A 17,335-nucleotide genomic window follows, 5' to 3' on the forward strand; every position below is an offset into this window, starting at 1 on the left:
CACGTATCGGGGTCCGGGGCGGAGCCCCTGGGGGCACCTCCCAGCGGTAGCGGGGGGAGGAACGGTGGAAGGGCGGGTAGGGGACACGCCCCGCGCAGCGGCACCCTCACCGTGGCGGCCCCGGTGGCTTCGGTGGGGGCGGTGGGGTGAACGGAGGGCGCTGGGGAGGGCGCGCGGGCCTGGGGGGACGCGGCGGGATGCCGGTGACCGTCACGTCCCAGGAGACGTCCGGATCCCGGTACGGGTGGGGCCGGCCCCACCCGTGCGGGGCCGTGGGGGCGTCGGGAGCTCGCCCCGGCCCCGGCCCCGGGCGCCGGCGGCCCACGAGGGCGGCGCCCGCCGCACCAGCGGCCGCGCCCCACGCCGCCCCCAGGAGGACCGCGTACGGCACGGACGGCCGCACCGACACCCCGGCACCCACCGCATCGAGCCCCAGCACCGCCACCGACGCGTCCGCCGACACCCCCGTCACCCAGGCCAGCATCCCCGCCCCCACCCCCGTCACCACCGACAGCCGCGCCGCGCACCCTCCGATCCCGCGCCCGGGAGTCCGTACGGCCGCCAGCACCCCCGCGGCGAGCAGCAGCAGCCCCGCCCCCGCGACCAGCAGCCACACCCGCCCGTCGTACTCCGCGAGCCGCGCCACCGTCACCGGCTGCCCGTCCAGCACCCCGTCCAGGGGGTCGGGCAGCCACCGCCCTGCCTCCCCCGTGGCCTGCCCGCGCAGCGGGACGAACAGCCCGAGCAGCACCCCCGGCCAGGCCCCGTTCGGCGCCCCCAGCAGCGCGGCCCCGAGCACCCGCCCCGGATGCCCGTCGCCCGCCGCGGCCCACACCGCCGCCGCCAGCCCGGCGGCCACCGCCACCAGCAGCACGGTCACCAGCGCCGAGACCGCCGGCCGCAGCCGGGCGAGCGCCGCCGGTCCGCGCCGCGAAGCGGCCAGGGCTACGGCCAGGACCCCGAGCGCCCACACGCCGGCGCCCATCAGCGTCGGACCCGGCACCACCGAGAACCCCACCCGGCCGCGCGCCCCGATCAGGTCACCGACCCGGTCCGGGAGCAGCCCGCCGATGTCCCCGATCCCCGGGAGTTCCACCTTCGGCGGCGCCCCCGGCACCGGCAGCACGGCCCCGTCGAGGGTGACCGCGTCGTGCCCGGCCCACGCCAGCCCGCCCGCCGCGGCGACGAGCAGTGCGACGACCACCGCGACCCGGGCGGCCGGTTCGCCGGGCGCCGCACCGGCCCGCAGCGAGCGGAGGAACACCCGCGCCAGGACCAGCGCTCCGGCCAGCCCCACCCCCAAGGGCATGACGTCCAGGGAGGATTCGGCGCCGACCCCGCCGACCCCGAAGACCGAGAGGTCCCCCGACGGGGTCACGGTCCCGCCCACGGCCAGGACCACCACGGCCGCCGTCATCGCGCCGAGCGAGCCCCCGCTCCCGTCCGCGCCCAGCAGGTGCAGGCCGAGCGCGGCCACCCCGGCCATCACGGCCAGGGACCAGCCCACGGCGGCGACGCCGGACAGGATCACATCTCCCCAACGAATACGGCGCATGCGCGGTCCCCCGATGAGCGTCGGCCCGAGCCGCCCGAGTGGACCGGCAGGCCGGACCGCCGGGCGAGAAGTCCCGTATCTCACTCTCCGGGTGACTTTCGACCCCGTCAACGGCCGGTCGTAGACGCCCTGGCAAGGCCCGGATTCCACATACGGCCGTGGGCCTGAAATAGTTCCCCCGGATGTTCGCCATCCCTAGACTCCCTGACGTCATGGGGGATTCTCGGGGGACTTAAGTGGGGCTGGAGTGCCGGAACTCGTACTGGAATTGAACGGAAGGACCTGGACGCTCGATCCGTCCAGGTCGTACTCGCTGGGGCGTGATCCCCAGGGAGATGTGGTGATCGATGACGCCCGGGTGTCGTGGCGACACGCCACCATCAGCTGGAACGGCCGTGGTTGGGGCATCGAGGACCACGGCAGCACCAACGGCACCTACGTGCACGGGGCTCGGGTGCAGCAGGCCGAGCTCGTGCCCGGCACGCCGGTCCACCTGGGCAACGCGACCGACGGCCCGCGGCTGAATCCCGTCGCCGCCGCGGCGCCCCAGCCGGCCGCCGCCCAGCACGTGCAGCAGCCGCACGTGCAGCAGCCGCACGCGCAGCAGGCCCCGGCGCAGGCATACGCCCAGCCGCAGCAGGCGGCGGCCCAGGCCCCCGCCTTCCAGGTCCCGCAGCAGCAGCCCCAGCAGCAGGCCTGGGAACAGCAGCACCACGCGCAGCAGCAACAGCAGCACCACGCGCAGCAGCCGAACTTCCCGCACCAGCAGGGCGGCGGCCCCGCCGCCTCCCGCCCGGCGCAGGGCGGTGCGGCCCCCGGGTACGGCGGCGACCGCAGCCCGACGACGTTCCACCAGCTCTCGCTGGGCCACGTCATGCGGATCGGCCGTGCGCTGGAGAACGAGCTGGTCGTCTCCGACCTCCAGGTCTCCCGCCACCACGCCGAGTTCCGCTCGATGCCCGGCGGCCGCTTCGAGATCCACGACCTCGGCAGCCACAACGGCACCTACGTCAACGGCCAGCCGCTGCCCAAGTCCGGCACCGCGGTGCTCGGTCCGAACGACATCGTCGGCGTCGGCCACTCGACGTTCCGCATCGTCGGTGACCGCCTCGAGGAGTTCGTCGACACCGGCGAGGTCTCGTTCTCGGCCCGCCACCTCACGGTCACCGTCGACGGCGGCAAGCAGATCCTCAAGGACGTCACCTTCGGCGTCCCGGAGAAGTCGCTGATCGGCGTCATCGGCCCGTCCGGCTCCGGCAAGTCGACCCTCCTCAAGGCGCTCACCGGCTACCGGCCCGCCAACGAGGGTGAGGTCCTCTACGACAACCGCAACCTGTACAAGCAGTTCGCGGAGCTCCGCCAGCGCATCGGCCTGGTCCCGCAGGACGACATCCTGCACAAGGAACTGAAGGTCAGCACGGCCCTCAAGTACGCGGCCAAGCTCCGCTTCCCCGGCGACACCGCCGAGTCCGAGCGCGCCGCCCGCATCGACGAGGTGCTGCGCGAGCTCAAGCTCGACATCCACAAGGACAAGAAGATCACCGCGCTCTCCGGTGGTCAGCGCAAGCGCGTGTCCGTGGCCCTGGAGCTGCTCACCAAGCCGTCGCTGATCTTCCTGGACGAGCCGACCTCCGGCCTCGACCCGGGCATGGACCGCGACGTCATGCAGTTGCTGCGCGGCCTCGCCGACGACGGCCGCACGGTCCTCGTCGTCACCCACTCCGTCGCCGAGCTGTCCCTCTGCGACAAGCTGCTGGTCATGGCCCCGGGCGGTTCGGTCGCGTACTTCGGTCCGCCGGACGAGGCCCTGAACTTCTTCGGCTACACCACGTGGGCGGACGTCTTCTCGGCCTTCGAGAACTACCGCGACTACGACTGGGCCGGCCGCTGGAAGGGCTCGCAGCACTACCAGCTGTACGCCGCCGACCTCGACTCGGTCGCCCCGCAGGCCGTCGCGATGCCGCCGCAGCAGATGATGCCGCCGAAGGCGCAGGGCTGGGGCTCGCAGCTGTGGACGCTGATCCGGCGCTACGTCTCGGTGATCGCCTCGGACGTGGGCTTCCTGGCCCTGATGGTGCTCCTGCCCGCCGTCCTCGGCGTGGTCTCCACGGTGATCCCCGCGAAGTTCGGCCTCGCCCCGCCGGTCGCGCCGTCCCGCTTCAACGGCGACGCCGGCACGATCATGCTGATCCTCGCGGTCGGCATGTGCTTCTCCGGCGCGGCCAACTCGGTCCGTGAGCTGATCAAGGAACGCGTGATCTACGAACGTGAGCGCGCGACCGGCCTGTACCGGTCCGCGTACCTCATGTCGAAGGTGATCGTCCTCGGCATCATCACCGCCATCCAGGGCGTGATCATCTGCGCGATCGGCTTCTTCCCGCGCGATCTGCCCACCGAGGGCCTGATCATGCCGCCGGCCGTCGAGATCTGCCTGTCGGTCATCGCGCTCGGCTTCACCTCGATGATGTTCGGCCTGGTCATCTCCTCGCTGGTGAAGACCGCCGAGAAGACCATGCCGCTGCTGGTCATGTTCGCGATCGTCCAGGTCGTCTTCACCGGCATCCTCTTCCAGGTCTACGACTCCCCGGGCCTGGAGCAGTTCGCCTGGCTGATGCCGTCCCGCTGGGCCATCGCCGCCGCCGGCACCACGCTGAACCTCGGCAAGCTCATGCCGCCGTGGGACGCGGACAACCCGACCAACACCGACCCGCTCTGGGACGCCACGGTCGGCCAGTGGAGCCTGAACATCACCGTCCTGCTGCTCCTCGGCATCGCCTGCGGCTTCGCGGTCCAGCGCCTGCTGCGCCGCCACGAGCCCGAGGTCATGCGGGCCGGCAAGTAACACCCCGTACGGTCACCCGTACGCGCAAGTGAAACGCCTCAGGGCGGCTCCCGGAACACCGGGGGCCGCCCTGAGGCGCGTGGGGGGGCATGGGAGTGCCGGCAGGCCTAGTAGGCGCTGTTGACGTTGTCCATGGAGCCGTAGCGGTCGGCCGCGTAGTTGCAGGCGGCGACGATGTTCGCGACCGGGTCGTACTGGTCGAACTTGGTGCCCTTGACGTGGTACGCCTTGAAGGTCGGGTAGATGACCTGGAGCAGACCCTTGCTGGGGATGCCGTTCTGGGCGTTGATGTCCCAGTTGTTGATGGCCAGGGGGTTACCGCTGGACTCGCGCATGATGTTGCGGTGGATACCGGCGTAGGTGCCCGGGATGCCCTCGCGCTTCATGATGAACAGCGCTTCCTTGATCCAGCCGTCCAGGTTGTTCGCGAAGACGGGGGTGCGGGCGGCGGACCGGCTCGCGGCCTCCTTCTGCTCGCGCTCCTTCTTCGCGGCGGCCTCGGCCTTCGCCTTGGCGGCGTCCTTGGCGGCCTTGTCTGCGACGATCTGCTGCACGGAGAGGTGCTGCTGCACGGCCTTGGTCTGGGCACCGTCGACGACCTTCGTCCAGGCGACGGGCGCGGCGGCGACCGTCTCGGCCTCGGCGGAGTCCGCCGGGACGAGGGAGAAGGCGAGCGCGGCGGCGCTGAACGTGGCGACGCCGGCGATGGACAGCTTGTGTGCCTTCGTCAGACGACTGTGACCGGGAGTGCTGGAAGCAGCAGACATAAGCGGGCAACCTCTTCGAATCGCGGGGGCCGCAGGAAAGCGCCGCGTGGATCGGGGATCCGCGGCGCTGTGCGGCGATGGCAATTCTTAGCGGTGGCAAAAACTTGTGGCAAAGGTGTGACGTACGATCCCGCTTAGTGGATCAGGGGCGGGCGCCGAGGCCCGATTTCCGGCCCCGGCGCTAGGCGCACCCGTACTGACAGGACGTTTACACGTCCACTAGGGTCCTTCGTAAGTGATGTGCGTCCTATGTGCGGGCTCACATCGAGCACGTAACGGTTTCACCGAGCGTTGCTGGAGCAACGCAATCAGTGACGGCTCTCATCCCTGAGTAGCAGGTGGACGTCCCCGAACTCGTGCCAAAGGCAGAGCCGGGCCACCGCCTCCGCATACCCGAGCCGTACGGCCTCACGCCCCGCGACCGCCTCCAGCATCAGCAGATGGGACGCCTGCGGCTCGTGCAGACCGGTCAGCAGCCCGCCCACCACCCGCACCCCGCGCTCCGGGGTCACCACCAGGTCCGTCCAGCCCCCGGCCGCCCGCACCACCCCGGCCCCGTCCGCGGCCGACTCCAGCGCCCGCACCGCCGTGGTCCCCACCGCGATGACCCTGCCGCCCGCCGCCCTGGCCGCGTTCACCAGCCACGCCGTCGTCGCGGGCACCTCGTACCGCTCCGGGTACGGCGGCTCGTGCGCCTCCTGCGAGGCCACCCCCGTGTGCAGGGTCAGCGGCGCGAACTGCACCCCCCGGCTCACCAGCCGTGCCACCAGCTCCGCCGTGAAGGGCCGCGCGGCGCTCGGCATCTCCGCCGAGCCCGCCCCGTCGGCGCCCGGCACCGCGAACACCGTCCGGTAGGCCGACAGCGGCTGGTCCCGCTCCGTGTAGGCGTACCGGATCGGCCGCCCGTACGCCGCGAGCAGCGACGGTACGCCCGCCGCCTCCAGTGAGGGCGATGGCCGCGCCCACCACAGGCGGTCCGCCCCCGCCACGAGCGGCTCCTCCGGTACGAGGCCGTGGCCGCCCGGCAGCCTTACGAGGGCCCCCGCGGGCCCCCCGGCCCGCGGCCGGGTCGTACCCCGCCCGGCCGGGTCGCGCAGCTCCACCGCCCAGCGCCCGTCGTCCCCCCGGGTGGAGAAGTGCACGACCAGCTCCTCGCGGCCCAGCCGGGCGTCCACGGCCGCCGCCAGCGTGGCCGAGGTGTTCACCACCAGCACGTCCCCCGGACGCAGCAGCCCCGGCAGCTCCCGGAAGGCGTGCAGGGCCACCTCCTCCCTGCCCCGCGAGACCAGCAGCCGCACCGAGTCCCGCCCCAGCCCCGGCCCCCGCTGCTCGGCCGGCACCCGCGCCGAAAGCCCCGGCGGAATGTCCGGTATATACAGTCCCTTCTCCGGTACCGCGGCCCACCCCCTCACCGCCCGCCCCCTGTCCCCGGGGCCACGGCCTCATGCGCCCGGCCCGCTGATCCGGACCCGGAGGCTCCGGCCCCCGGGCCCCCGGCCCGCGCCGCGCCCGCCCCCGCGCCCGGCTCCGCCCCGGGCTCGCCACGGTCCCCGCCGGTCCGGCCCGCCGCGAGACCCTCGGCCAGCCTCTCGGCCGTGTAGCGGCCGCTCGGCAGGCGCTCCGCCACCAGCCGCAGCAGCGCCGGGGCCACCTCCTCCGGCGTGGGGAGTCCCGCCAGGTCCTCCCCGGGCTCGGCCGCCGCCATCATGCGCGTCCGCATCGAACCCGGATCCGCCCACCACACCCGCAGCCCCGGCTCCTCCACCGCCAGGACCGCCGACATCAGATCTCCCGCCGCCTTGGTCGCCCCGTACGCCCCCCACGTCGCGTACGCCACCACCGCCGCGTCCGAGCTGATGTTCAGCACCGCCCCCGCGTCCGAGGCCCGCAGCAGCGGCAGCCCCTCCTGGACCAGCCCCAGCGGCCCCACCACATTGACCTCGAACGCCTCCCGCAGCCCGTCCAGCGGGTGCGATGCCAACGGCACCAGCGGCTCCGCCCCCAGCACCCCCGCGTTGTTCACCAGCAGGTCCAGCCCGCCCAGCCCACGCGCCGCCGCCACCAGCGCCGCCCGGTGCGCCGCCGAGGACACGTCCCCGGCCACCGCCGTGACCCGTACCCCCGCGGCCCCCGCCAGCCCGGCCGCCGTCTCCTCCAGCGCCGGCGCGCCCCGCGCACCCAGGCCCCGTGCATTCAAGACGAGGTCCCAGCCGCGCGCCGCCAGCTCCCCGGCCAGCGCCCGGCCCAGCCCCCGCGAGGCCCCCGTCACCATCGCCACCGACATGACCTCACCCCTTGCCTTCGTTCCGATCCGCGGATTCAGCGGATGCCCCCACGCTAGGAACCCGGACCCCGCCGCCGCGTCGGCCGCCGGCCCCACCCCGGCAGGTCCCTTCGACCTACGCCCACGGCCCGATCCCGCAGGTCAGAGCCGCGGGTACGGTGAGGCCATGACCGGTAGCCCCATGTACGGCGGACCCCGCAGCGGCCTGGCCGCCGTGAGCAGCGCGCTGCTCGCCATGAGCCGCCGCCTGGAGGTCCGCGACGTCCTGCGCACGATCGTCGTGTCGGCCCGCGAACTCCTCGACGCCGAGTACGCGGCCCTGGGCGTCCCGGACGACCACGGCGGCTTCGCCCAGTTCGTCGTCGACGGCATCAGCCCGGAGCAGTGGCGGGCCATCGGCCCCCTGCCCCGCCAGCACGGCATCCTCGCCGCGATGCTCCATCAGGAGGGCCCCCAGCGGCTGGCCGACGTACGACAGGACCCGCGCTTCGAGGGCTGGCCGGCCGCACACCCCGAGATGTCGGACTTCCTGGGCCTGCCGATCCGGGACGGCGAGGAGATCCTCGGCGCCCTCTTCCTCGCCAACAAGAAGGGGCCGCAGGGCTTCACCGACGAGGACCAGGAACTCCTCTCCCTCCTCGCCCAGCACGCCGCGATCGCCCTCACCAACGCCCGGCTCTACGAGCGCAGCCGCGAGCTCACCATCGCCGAGGAACGCTCCCGGCTCGCCCACGAGCTGCACGACGCCGTCAGCCAGAAGCTCTTCTCGCTCCGCCTCACCGCGCAGGCCGCCGCCGCCCTCGTGGACCGCGACCCGGCCCGCGCCAAGGGCGAGCTCCAGCAGGTGGCCGCCCTGGCCGCGGAGGCCGCCGACGAACTGCGCGCCGCCGTGACCGAGCTCCGCCCGGCCGCGCTGGACGAGGACGGCCTCGTCGCCACCCTCAGGACCCACGTGCACGTACTGGACCGCGCGCACACCGCGCACGTCACCTTCACCTGCGACGGCGTACGGGCCCTCCCCGCGACGCAGGAGGAAGCCCTCCTGCGCGTGGCCCAGGAAGCCCTGCACAACGCCCTGCGCCACTCCGAAGCCGACCGCGTCGAGGTCACACTGGCCCGGGCGGGCGGCGGGGGAGCTGTCCTCAAGGTCACCGACTCCGGCAAGGGCTTCGACACCGGGACCGTCCGCCGCGCGGGCCGCCACCTGGGCCTGGTCTCGATGCGGGACCGTGCGAGCGGAGTCGGCGGCCGGCTCACCGTGCACTCGGCGCCCGGCAAGGGCACCACGATCGAGATGGAGGTCCCCGGTGGCTGACAACGGCCCGAGCCGAATCCGCGTCCTGCTGGTCGACGACCACCAGGTGGTCCGCCGGGGCCTGCGCACCTTCCTGGAGGTCCAGGACGACATCGAGGTGGTCGGCGAGGCCTCCGACGGCGAGGAGGGCATCGCCCGCGCCGAGGAGCTGCGGCCCGACGTGATCCTCATGGACATCAAGATGCCGGGCACCGACGGCATCGAGGCCCTGCGCAGGCTGCGGGAGCAGGCGAACCCGGCCCGGGTCCTGATCGTCACCAGCTTCACCGAACAGCGGACGGTGGTCCCCGCCCTGCGGGCCGGCGCGGCGGGATACGTCTACAAGGACATCGACCCCGACGCGCTGGCCGGAGCCATCCGCTCCGTCCACGCCGGCCACGTCCTCCTCCAGCCGGAGGTGGCCTCCACCCTGCTCGCGCAGGAGGACCACGCCCCGGCGACGGGCCGCGGCGGCGCGCTGACCGACCGCGAACGGGAGGTCCTGGGCCTGATCGCGGACGGCCGCTCCAACCGGGAGATCGCCCGCGCGCTGGTCCTCTCCGAGAAGACGGTCAAGACCCACGTGTCGAACATCCTGATGAAGCTGGACCTCGCGGACCGGACGCAGGCGGCGTTGTGGGCGGTCAGGCACGGAATCACGGACTGAACGGAGCGTCTCCTTCCGACCTGAGATTCATACGGTCGGGTGTATGTCGCCCACATGGCGTATCCGGTTCGTCGGATGACCGTTCTTGATGACGTGCCGCGGCGGCTGGTCGCGGCAGACGTACTGGAGGACGAAGAACGTGAAGAACTTCAAGAAGGCCGCAGCCGTCACCATGATCGCGGGCGGCCTCGTCGCCGCCGGCGCCGGTGTCTCCTCGGCGCACGGCGGTGCGTCGGCGGAGGGCGAGGCCCTGAACTCGCCCGGCGTGGCCTCCGGGAACCTGATCCAGGCTCCCGTGCACGTCCCCGTCAACGTGGTCGGCAACGCGGTCACGGTGATCGGCCTGCTGAACGGCGCCTGGGGCAACACGGGCGTCAACGCCTGACCCGGCACCCTTTTTCCCCGGCCCCGCTTCCCCCCTCTCCCCGGGAAGCGGGGCCGAGCCACGAATTCAGCCCCGCCGGCGTTTGAGGCGCGGGGTCCGGGGCGGAGCCCCAGGAGGCCGGGCGCAGCCACCCGTACCCCGCCCCCGAGCCGGAGGCTACCCGTGCGCCTCAACGGCAGAGTTGTACGCCGCGACGAGCGCCCGCCGAGCCACCCGCTCCACCGGCCGCAAGGCCTCGGCCCGCGCCGCCATCTCCGAGGCGGCAACCGCCCCGCCGTGCCCGTTCTCGTACGCCAGCGACACCATCAGGTCCACCCGCTGCGCCAGCGCCAGCACCCGTACCGCCCGCGCCGGATACCCCGGCGCCAGCATCTCCCCGCCGGCGCCCTCCGCCCGCGCCCGGTACGCCGACAGCGCCGCCTCCGCCGCCGGCCCCGACCCCGCCACGTCCAGCCGGGTCAGCGTCACGGTGGCCTCGCGCAGCGCCTCCGCCAGCTCCCGCTCGGCCTCGCCGAGCGACGGCACGTCCGCCGGCGGCGCCTCCCGTACCGGCAGGCAGTGCCAGGTCACCGACACGTGCACATCCCCGGCCGGCCCGGCCTCGTACACCTCCGGAACCAGCCCCACCGCGGCGCCCACCGCGACGACCGCCTCCTCGGCCTCCAGCGCCCGCGCGTTGAATTCCGGCGGCCCGCTCAGCCCCAGCGGATGCCCCGGCGCCGGCAGCGCCACCCGCAGCCCGGTCACCCCCAGCGCCCGCAGGCGCCCCAGCGCCAGCGTGAGCCCCACCGGACCCGCTTCCCCGGGCAGCCCCTCCACCCGGTGCACGGCGTCCTCGCCCACGATCGACAACACGGCCTCGTCGGGCGAGACCAGACCGGCCAGCAGTGCGTTCCCCCAGGCGGCCAGCCGCCCTGAACGTGGTTCGAAAAGCATCCTCCAACTCTACGGACCCCACCCCCGACCCGGCCCCGGCCCCGGACCCCTCCCCGAGTGGCGTAGGTTTTCCCCTGGGGCTGCGCCTACCGGCGCACAGAGAACCGTGACTGCAAGGGGTGACAACACGCTCATGAGCGATGTTCTGGAGCTGGTGGACGTATCCGTGGTCCGCGAGGGCCGGGCTCTGGTGGACCAGGTCTCCTGGTCGGTGAAGGAGGGGGAGCGCTGGGTGATCCTCGGCCCCAACGGCGCCGGCAAGACCACGCTGCTGAACCTCGCCTCCAGCTACCTCTTCCCCACCAAGGGCGCCGCCACGATCCTCGGCAGCACCCTCGGCAAGCCCGGCAGCGACGTCTTCGAGCTGCGCCCGCGCATCGGCGTCGCCGGCATCGCGCTGGCCGACAAGCTGCCCAAGCGGCAGACCGTCCTGCAGACCGTGCTCACCGCCGCCTACGGCATGACCGCGACCTGGCAGGAGGAGTACGAGGAGGTCGACGAGCAGCGCGCCCGCGCGTTCCTGGACCGCCTCGGCATGTCGGACTACCTCGACCGCAAGTTCGGCACCCTCTCCGAGGGCGAGCGCAAGCGCACCCTGATCGCCCGCGCCCTGATGACCGACCCCGAGCTGCTGCTCCTCGACGAGCCCGCCGCCGGCCTGGACCTCGGCGGTCGAGAGGACCTCGTACGCCGCCTCGGCCGCCTCGCCCGCGACCCGCTCGCCCCCTCCATGGTCATGGTCACGCACCACGTCGAGGAGATCGCCCCCGGCTTCACCCACGTCCTGATGATCCGCCAGGGCAAGGTGGTCACCGCGGGCCCCATCGACCTCGAACTGACCTCCCGCAACCTCTCGATCTGCTTCGGCCTCCCGCTGGTCGTCGAGCGCAACGACCACGACCGCTGGACCGCCCAGGGCCTGCCGCTCCGCTAGTACGGGGAAGCACGGCAACGGACGGCTACGGGCAGTCGCACTCTGTCCCGACCGCGCCCACCCGACCTACCATGACCATGTGGACATCGACGCATGGGTGTGGTGGCTCATCGGCGCGGTCGGCTTGGGCATCCCCCTCGTCCTGACCGCGATGCCCGAGTTCGGCATGTTCGCCGTCGGCGCCGTCGCGGCGGCCGTCACGGCGGCCCTCGGCGGGGGAGTGGTGGCGCAGGTCCTGGTCTTCGTGATCGTGTCGGTCGCGCTCATCGCCGTCGTCCGGCCGATCGCCAACCGGCACCGCGACCAGCGACCCCAACACCGCAGCGGAATAGACGCGTTGAAGGGCAGGAGCGCCGTCGTCCTCGAACGCGTCGACGGCAGCGGCGGCCGCATCAAGCTCGCCGGCGAGATCTGGTCGGCGCGCACCCTCGACGCCGGCAGCAGCTTCGAACCCGGCCAGTCCGTCGACGTCGTGGAGATCGACGGGGCCACTGCCGTCGTCATGTGACAAGCAGCCTGCTCGCGGGCCCCCGGTCTGCGAGACTCCGTTCAACGGGGCAGCACAGACAGCCGGAAGGGCACGGGGAACCGCATGCAACCGATCATCATCGTCCTGATCATTCTGGTGGTTCTGGTCTTCATCGCACTGGTCAAGACGATCCAGGTGATCCCGCAGGCCAGCGCCGCCATCGTCGAGCGGTTCGGCCGCTACACCCGCACCCTGAACGCGGGCCTCAACATCGTCGTCCCGTTCATCGACTCGATCCGCAACCGGATCGACCTCCGCGAGCAGGTCGTCCCCTTCCCGCCGCAGCCGGTCATCACCCAGGACAACCTGGTCGTCAACATCGACACCGTCATCTACTACCAGGTGACCGACGCCCGCGCCGCGACGTACGAGGTGGCCAGCTACATCCAGGCCATCGAGCAGCTCACCGTCACCACCCTGCGCAACATCATCGGCGGCATGGACCTGGAGCGGACCCTCACCTCCCGCGAGGAGATCAACGCCGCCCTGCGCGGGGTCCTCGACGAGGCCACCGGCAAGTGGGGCATCCGCGTCAACCGCGTCGAGCTCAAGGCCATCGAGCCGCCGACCTCCATCCAGGACTCGATGGAGAAGCAGATGCGCGCCGACCGCGACAAGCGCGCCGCGATCCTCCAGGCCGAGGGCGTCCGGCAGTCCGAGATCCTGCGCGCCGAGGGCGAGAAGCAGTCCTCCATCCTCCGCGCCGAAGGTGAGGCCAAGGCCGCCGCCCTGCGCGCCGAGGGCGAGGCACAGGCCATCCGTACGGTCTTCGAGTCCATCCACGCCGGCGACGCCGATCAGAAGCTCCTCGCCTACCAGTACCTCCAGATGCTCCCGAAGATCGCCGAGGGCGACGCCAACAAGCTCTGGATCGTGCCCAGCGAGATCGGCGACGCGCTCAAGGGCCTCTCCGGCGCCATGGGCAACTTCGGCCCCCTGGGCGGCGCGTCCGGCTTCAACCCGCAGAACTCCGGCAAGGACGCGGGCAACCACGGCACCCCCTCCGACGCATCCGGCACCGACCGCCGCGAACAGCCCCCCATCGACTGAACGGGTCACCCCCTCGTGCATGATCAGTGAGGCCCCTCGACCTTCATGGCGGGGAGGCGACTCACTCACGCAAAGGGGATGGCTCCGTCCATGTCCATGTCCATCTGGGAATCACTCGCCGTCTTCGGCGCCGGCATCGGTGCGGGCACGATCAACACCATCGTCGGCTCCGGCACCCTGATCACCTTCCCGGTACTGCTCGCCACCGGGCTGCCACCGGTCACCGCCAACGTGTCCAACACCCTCGGCCTGGTGCCCGGTTCCATCAGCGGAGCCATCGGCTACCGCAAGGAGCTCCAGGGCCAGCGCGCCCGGATCCTGCGGCTGGGAGCCGTATCCCTCGCCGGCGGACTCGCGGGCGCCATCCTGCTCCTCACCCTGCCGTCCGACTCCTTCGACACGATCGTGCCGGTCCTCATCGGGCTGGCCCTCGTCCTCGTCGTACTCCAGCCCCGGCTCGCCGCAGCCCTGCGCAAGCGCCAGGAAGCAGCCGGAGCCGAGCCGGGCCACCCCGACGGCGGCCCCGTACTCCTCACCGGAATGCTGCTCTCCAGCGCGTACGGAGGCTACTTCGGCGCCGCCCAGGGCGTGCTCTACCTCGGCCTGATGGGCCTGCTGCTCCGCGAGGACCTCCAGCGCATCAACGCCGTCAAGAACGTCGTCGCGGCCATGGTGAACGGCATCGCGGCCGTCTTCTTCCTCTTCGTCGCCGAGTTCGACTGGACGGCCGTGCTCCTCATCGCCGTCGGCTCCACCATCGGCGGCCAGATCGGAGCCAAGGTCGGCCGCCGCCTCCCGCCGGCCGTCCTGCGCGCGGTCATCGTGACCGTCGGCACCATCGCGATCGTCCAACTGCTGGTCCGCTGAGCGACGTAGCGAAATTACGCACGCCACGCCGCCCAGCACCAACGGCTACGCCGAGCGCTCCAGCCACTCCGGCAGCACGTCCCGCCCGGCCACGCCCAGGGCCAGCAGCATCGCGTCCGCCGGGGACGGCACGAAGGGTTTCCGGAGGAGCGGCATCCCCGCCTCCTCCGGAGTCCGCGCCGCCTTGCGGTGGTTGTCCTCGGCGCAGGACGCCACCGTGTTCAGCCAGGTGTCCCCACCGCCCTGGGCGCGGGGCAGTACGTGGTCCACGGTCGTCGCGCGTTTCCCGCAGTACGCACACCGGTGCTGGTCCCGGACCAGCACCCCCCTCCGCGACCAGGGGGCATGTCTTCGGAACGGCACCCGTACGTACCTGCAGAGCCTGATCACCCGGGGCATGGGCAGATCCATCGTGGCCGCGCGCACACGCAGATCGGGATGCGACTGTTCGACGACGGCCTTGTCCTGGAGCACCAGGACCACCGCCCGGTTCAGGGTCACCGTCGACAGCGGCTCGAAGCTCGCATTCAGCACCAGCGTGTCCCGCATCTCGCCCACCTCCCGTGTGCAGGCCCGCGACCACAGCGGCGGCAGGGCCCGCAACCACTCTGGCCGCGCGCGCCACGCGGGACAACGCAATAAAAATGCCCGGTCCAGGCCTTCTTTAGACCAGGACCGGGCAAACGCTCGGCGAAGGATCAGCGCGCGGGGGCCTCGTACTCGCCGATGAGCTGAGCCCGCCCGAGCGTGTGGAAGCGGAGGTTGAACCCGACCGCGGCGGGCGACGCGTCGTCACCGGGACCGAGCTTCTCCTGATCGACCGCGTACACGGTGAAGACGTACCGGTGCCGTTCCCCGGCCGGCGGAGCCGCCCCGCCGAAGTCCTTCGTCCCGTAGTCGTTCCGTACGTGCACGGCCCCGGCGGGCAGCCCCTCGAACTTCCCGCCGCCCGCCCCGGCCGGCAGCTCGGTGACCGAGACCGGCAGGTCGAAGAGCACCCAGTGCCAGAACCCGCTGCCGGTGGGCGCGTCCGGGTCGAAGCACGTCACGGCGAAGCTCTTCGTCCCCTCCGGGAAACCCTCCCAGCGCAGCTGCGGCGAGCGGTCCCCGCCCGATTTCACCTGGGCGTCATCCAGATCGGCCCCGGGCGCGAGATCCGTGCTGGTCACGGTGAACTCGTGCACCTCGGGGTGGAAGTCGTGCGGAAGAGGCGCCCTGCTCTGCTCGGCCACTGCTGTCCTCCTGCTCGGATCGGATGCACGCGTGCAATACGTGCAGCGGTCCGAGCCTAGGAGCCTAGAACCAGTTGCGCTGGGAACCGACGGACGCGATCCACTGGTTCAGGTAAGCCGCCCAGTCGGTGCCCTGGTACGACTGCAGCCCCACCTGGAAGCAGCGGTAGGTGTCACTGCCCTCGCTGAACAGCCCCGGCTTCTTGTCCATCTCCAGGACGACGTCCATCTCCCGCCCGTCCGAGACGAACGTGAGCTCGACCTGGTTCAGGCCCCGGTACTGCGACGGCGGCAGGAACTCGATCTCCTGGTAGAACGGCAGCGTCTGCCGCGTCCCGCGGATGTGCCCGCGTTCCATGTCCGCACTGCGGAAGGTGAAGCCCAGCTGCCGGAACGCGTCGAGGATCGCCTGCTGCGCCGGAACCGGGTGCACGTTGATCGGGTCGAGGTCGCCCGCGTCGACGGCCCGCGCGATCTCCAGCTCGGTGCTGACCCCGATGTTCATCCCGTGCAGGTGCTGACCGCCGAAGTGGGTGATCGGCGTCTCCCACGGGATCTCCAGCCCGAACGGCACCACGTGGAGCGCGCCGGGCTGCACCTGGAAGGCGCCCCCGAGACGCTGCTTGGTGAAGACGACGTCCTGCTTGTACTCCTGGTCGCCGCCCTCCACCTCGACGCGCGCCTGGAGCCCGACGGACAGCCCCTCGATCTGCTGCTCCACGGATCCGCCCTGGATCCGGACCTCGCCCTGGACGATGCCGCCCGGCACGACGTTCGGTTCGGTGATGATCGTGTCCACCGAAGCACCACCGGCACCCAGGCTCGCGAACAGCTTCCTGAACCCCATGCTCTGACTCCCCTTGAAGGCTTGTGCGACTACCCCTTACCAACGCGGAACCTTAGGCCCCGGTTGCAGGTGTGCGCGTTCCACTACGCTCGACCGGATGAGCGCGCGCCCTGACCGTACGCCCCTGCCCAGGTCCTTCTTCGACCGGCCGGTCCTCACCGTGGCCCCGGACCTCCTCGGCCGCACCCTGGTCCGCCGTACCCCGGAAGGCCCCATCGAACTGCGCATCACGGAGGTGGAGGCGTACGGGGGAGAGTCGGACCCGGGCTCCCACGCCTACCGCGGCCGCACGGCGCGCAACGCATCGATGTTCGGTCCGCCCGGACACGCGTACGTCTACTTCATCTACGGCATGTGGTTCAGCCTCAACCTGGTGTGCGGCCCGCCCGACCACGCGAGCGGGGTCCTGGTGCGCGCCGGCGAGATCACGGTGGGCGCCGAGCTGGCTGCCAAACGCCGAATTTCCGCCAGATACCCCCGAGAACTGGCCAAAGGCCCGGCCCGTCTGGCCACGGCCCTGGACGTGGACCGCTCCCTCGACGGCACCGACCTCTGCGCGGGCGCCGAGTCGCCCCTGTCCCTCCTCGCAGGCACCCCTACCTCACCCGACCTGGTGAGCAGCGGCCCCCGCACGGGAGTCGGCGGCGCCGGCGCGGCCCATCCCTACCGCTTCTGGATCACGCACGACCCGACGGTGAGCCCCTACCGGGCCCACGCGCCACGCCGCCGCTCAACTTGACTCGGCCTTGCCGGACGCCTAACGTAGCCCGAGCCGCTTGAACGGGGCACTGCTATCGGCAGACCCCCGGAGTGGCCAACCCACTACCTACGACTTACCCCTGGCGGGGTCGATTTCGGCATGCCCGAATTCGAATCCGACCGGCCCGATTATGAGCCGCAAGGGATAAGCGCTAATGTGGTGGAACGCCGAAAGGCAAAGGCCCCCAACGGCCACCGAATTCAAATCCGAAACCGGAAACGGCGCGGAAATGATCTGGTAGAGTTGGGAACACAGAACGAAAGCCCGGAGGAAAGCCCCAGTAAGTGTTACTGAGGGTGAGTACGAAGGAAGCGTCCGTTCCTTGAGAACTCAACAGCGTGCCAAAAATCAACGCCAGAAGTTGATACCCCGTCCACTTCGGTGGA

The 17,335-nt window shown here is 71.9% G+C and carries 17 protein-coding genes and 1 pseudogene; 9 read left to right on the forward strand and 9 right to left on the reverse strand.

The annotated features are described in order from the left end of the window. Nucleotides 1-106: 106 nt before the first annotated feature. Entirely contained in the window at nucleotides 107-1,555 is a 1,449-nt protein-coding gene (locus ACFTXQ_RS34890) for a streptophobe family protein (RefSeq protein ID WP_382649168.1), read from the reverse strand. A 268-nt stretch (nucleotides 1,556-1,823) separates the two neighbouring features. Between ACFTXQ_RS34890 and ACFTXQ_RS34895 the strand changes: the two genes are divergently transcribed. Beyond that, on the forward strand, nucleotides 1,824-4,397 hold the full coding sequence (locus tag ACFTXQ_RS34895) for an FHA domain-containing protein (protein ID WP_382649207.1): 2,574 nt from the start codon (nucleotides 1,824-1,826) through the stop codon (nucleotides 4,395-4,397). A 107-nt stretch (nucleotides 4,398-4,504) separates the two neighbouring features. On the opposite strand, the gene ACFTXQ_RS34900 is transcribed toward ACFTXQ_RS34895, so the two are convergent. The 3 genes and pseudogenes from ACFTXQ_RS34900 to ACFTXQ_RS34910 all read right to left on the reverse strand — a co-directional run. Continuing rightward, nucleotides 4,505-5,164, reverse strand: a complete 660-nt coding sequence (locus tag ACFTXQ_RS34900; RefSeq protein ID WP_382649171.1) for a transglycosylase SLT domain-containing protein — start codon at nucleotides 5,162-5,164, stop codon at nucleotides 4,505-4,507. A gap of 308 nt (nucleotides 5,165-5,472) precedes the next feature. Further along, nucleotides 5,473-6,528 carry an S-adenosylmethionine:tRNA ribosyltransferase-isomerase gene (locus tag ACFTXQ_RS34905; protein WP_382649209.1) on the reverse strand — a complete coding sequence of 352 codons (1,056 nt, stop codon included), beginning with the start codon at nucleotides 6,526-6,528 and terminating at the stop codon, nucleotides 5,473-5,475. A gap of 209 nt (nucleotides 6,529-6,737) precedes the next feature. Further along, nucleotides 6,738-7,448 (reverse strand): annotated as a pseudogene (locus ACFTXQ_RS34910) (SDR family NAD(P)-dependent oxidoreductase); the annotation flags it as partial. A 181-nt stretch (nucleotides 7,449-7,629) separates the two neighbouring features. Here ACFTXQ_RS34910 and ACFTXQ_RS34915 point away from each other — a divergent pair. The 3 genes from ACFTXQ_RS34915 (at nucleotide 7,630) to ACFTXQ_RS34925 (ending at nucleotide 9,794) form a co-directional block, all read left to right on the forward strand. Next, the gene (locus tag ACFTXQ_RS34915) at nucleotides 7,630-8,763 is read left to right on the forward strand and encodes a GAF domain-containing sensor histidine kinase (protein ID WP_382649212.1); all 1,134 of its coding nucleotides are present in this window, start codon (nucleotides 7,630-7,632) and stop codon (nucleotides 8,761-8,763) included. After that, complete coding sequence (locus tag ACFTXQ_RS34920; protein WP_382649174.1) at nucleotides 8,756-9,409, forward strand: response regulator; 654 nt, start codon at nucleotides 8,756-8,758, stop codon at nucleotides 9,407-9,409. Before ACFTXQ_RS34915 ends, ACFTXQ_RS34920 begins: the two co-directional genes overlap by 8 nt. 139 nt (nucleotides 9,410-9,548) lie before the next feature. Further along, the gene (locus ACFTXQ_RS34925; RefSeq protein WP_382649177.1) at nucleotides 9,549-9,794 is read left to right on the forward strand and encodes a chaplin; all 246 of its coding nucleotides are present in this window, start codon (nucleotides 9,549-9,551) and stop codon (nucleotides 9,792-9,794) included. A gap of 156 nt (nucleotides 9,795-9,950) precedes the next feature. On the opposite strand, the gene ACFTXQ_RS34930 is transcribed toward ACFTXQ_RS34925, so the two are convergent. Further along, nucleotides 9,951-10,730 (reverse strand): hypothetical protein, encoded by a 780-nt coding sequence (locus ACFTXQ_RS34930; protein WP_382649180.1) that lies wholly within the window; start codon nucleotides 10,728-10,730, stop codon nucleotides 9,951-9,953. A 133-nt stretch (nucleotides 10,731-10,863) separates the two neighbouring features. On the opposite strand from ACFTXQ_RS34930, the gene ACFTXQ_RS34935 reads away from it, so the two are divergent. The 4 genes from ACFTXQ_RS34935 (at nucleotide 10,864) to ACFTXQ_RS34950 (ending at nucleotide 14,110) form a co-directional block, all read left to right on the forward strand. Continuing rightward, nucleotides 10,864-11,664: an ABC transporter ATP-binding protein gene (locus tag ACFTXQ_RS34935; protein ID WP_382649183.1), complete on the forward strand. Its 801-nt coding sequence runs from the start codon at nucleotides 10,864-10,866 to the stop codon at nucleotides 11,662-11,664. 79 nt (nucleotides 11,665-11,743) lie between these two features. Then, a complete protein-coding gene (locus tag ACFTXQ_RS34940) occupies nucleotides 11,744-12,172 on the forward strand; it encodes an NfeD family protein (RefSeq protein WP_382649186.1) in 429 nt (142 codons plus the stop codon). 84 nt (nucleotides 12,173-12,256) lie between these two features. Further along, a complete protein-coding gene (locus ACFTXQ_RS34945) occupies nucleotides 12,257-13,243 on the forward strand; it encodes an SPFH domain-containing protein (protein ID WP_382649189.1) in 987 nt (328 codons plus the stop codon). Nucleotides 13,244-13,339: 96 nt separating this feature from the next. Next, nucleotides 13,340-14,110 carry a sulfite exporter TauE/SafE family protein gene (locus tag ACFTXQ_RS34950; protein ID WP_382649215.1) on the forward strand — a complete coding sequence of 257 codons (771 nt, stop codon included), beginning with the start codon at nucleotides 13,340-13,342 and terminating at the stop codon, nucleotides 14,108-14,110. A gap of 45 nt (nucleotides 14,111-14,155) precedes the next feature. Here ACFTXQ_RS34950 and ACFTXQ_RS34955 read toward each other — a convergent pair whose 3' ends face one another. The 3 genes from ACFTXQ_RS34955 to ACFTXQ_RS34965 all read right to left on the reverse strand — a co-directional run bounded on the left by ACFTXQ_RS34955 (nucleotide 14,156) and on the right by ACFTXQ_RS34965 (nucleotide 16,189). Next, on the reverse strand, nucleotides 14,156-14,659 hold the full coding sequence (locus tag ACFTXQ_RS34955) for an HNH endonuclease (RefSeq protein ID WP_382649192.1): 504 nt from the start codon (nucleotides 14,657-14,659) through the stop codon (nucleotides 14,156-14,158). A gap of 149 nt (nucleotides 14,660-14,808) precedes the next feature. Next, a complete protein-coding gene (locus ACFTXQ_RS34960; protein WP_382649195.1) occupies nucleotides 14,809-15,342 on the reverse strand; it encodes a YbhB/YbcL family Raf kinase inhibitor-like protein in 534 nt (177 codons plus the stop codon). Between the two features lie 64 nt (nucleotides 15,343-15,406). After that, nucleotides 15,407-16,189: a sporulation protein gene (locus tag ACFTXQ_RS34965; protein WP_382649198.1), complete on the reverse strand. Its 783-nt coding sequence runs from the start codon at nucleotides 16,187-16,189 to the stop codon at nucleotides 15,407-15,409. Between the two features lie 97 nt (nucleotides 16,190-16,286). On the opposite strand from ACFTXQ_RS34965, the gene ACFTXQ_RS34970 reads away from it, so the two are divergent. Further along, on the forward strand, nucleotides 16,287-16,928 hold the full coding sequence (locus tag ACFTXQ_RS34970) for a DNA-3-methyladenine glycosylase (protein ID WP_382649201.1): 642 nt from the start codon (nucleotides 16,287-16,289) through the stop codon (nucleotides 16,926-16,928). A gap of 172 nt (nucleotides 16,929-17,100) precedes the next feature. On the opposite strand, the gene ACFTXQ_RS34975 is transcribed toward ACFTXQ_RS34970, so the two are convergent. Then, nucleotides 17,101-17,335 (reverse strand): hypothetical protein (locus tag ACFTXQ_RS34975; protein ID WP_382649204.1); only part of this gene is annotated, 235 nt, incomplete at its 5' end.

Source organism: Streptomyces sp. NPDC057010, assembly GCF_042673805.1.
Lineage (GTDB): Bacteria > Actinomycetota > Actinomycetes > Streptomycetales > Streptomycetaceae > Streptomyces.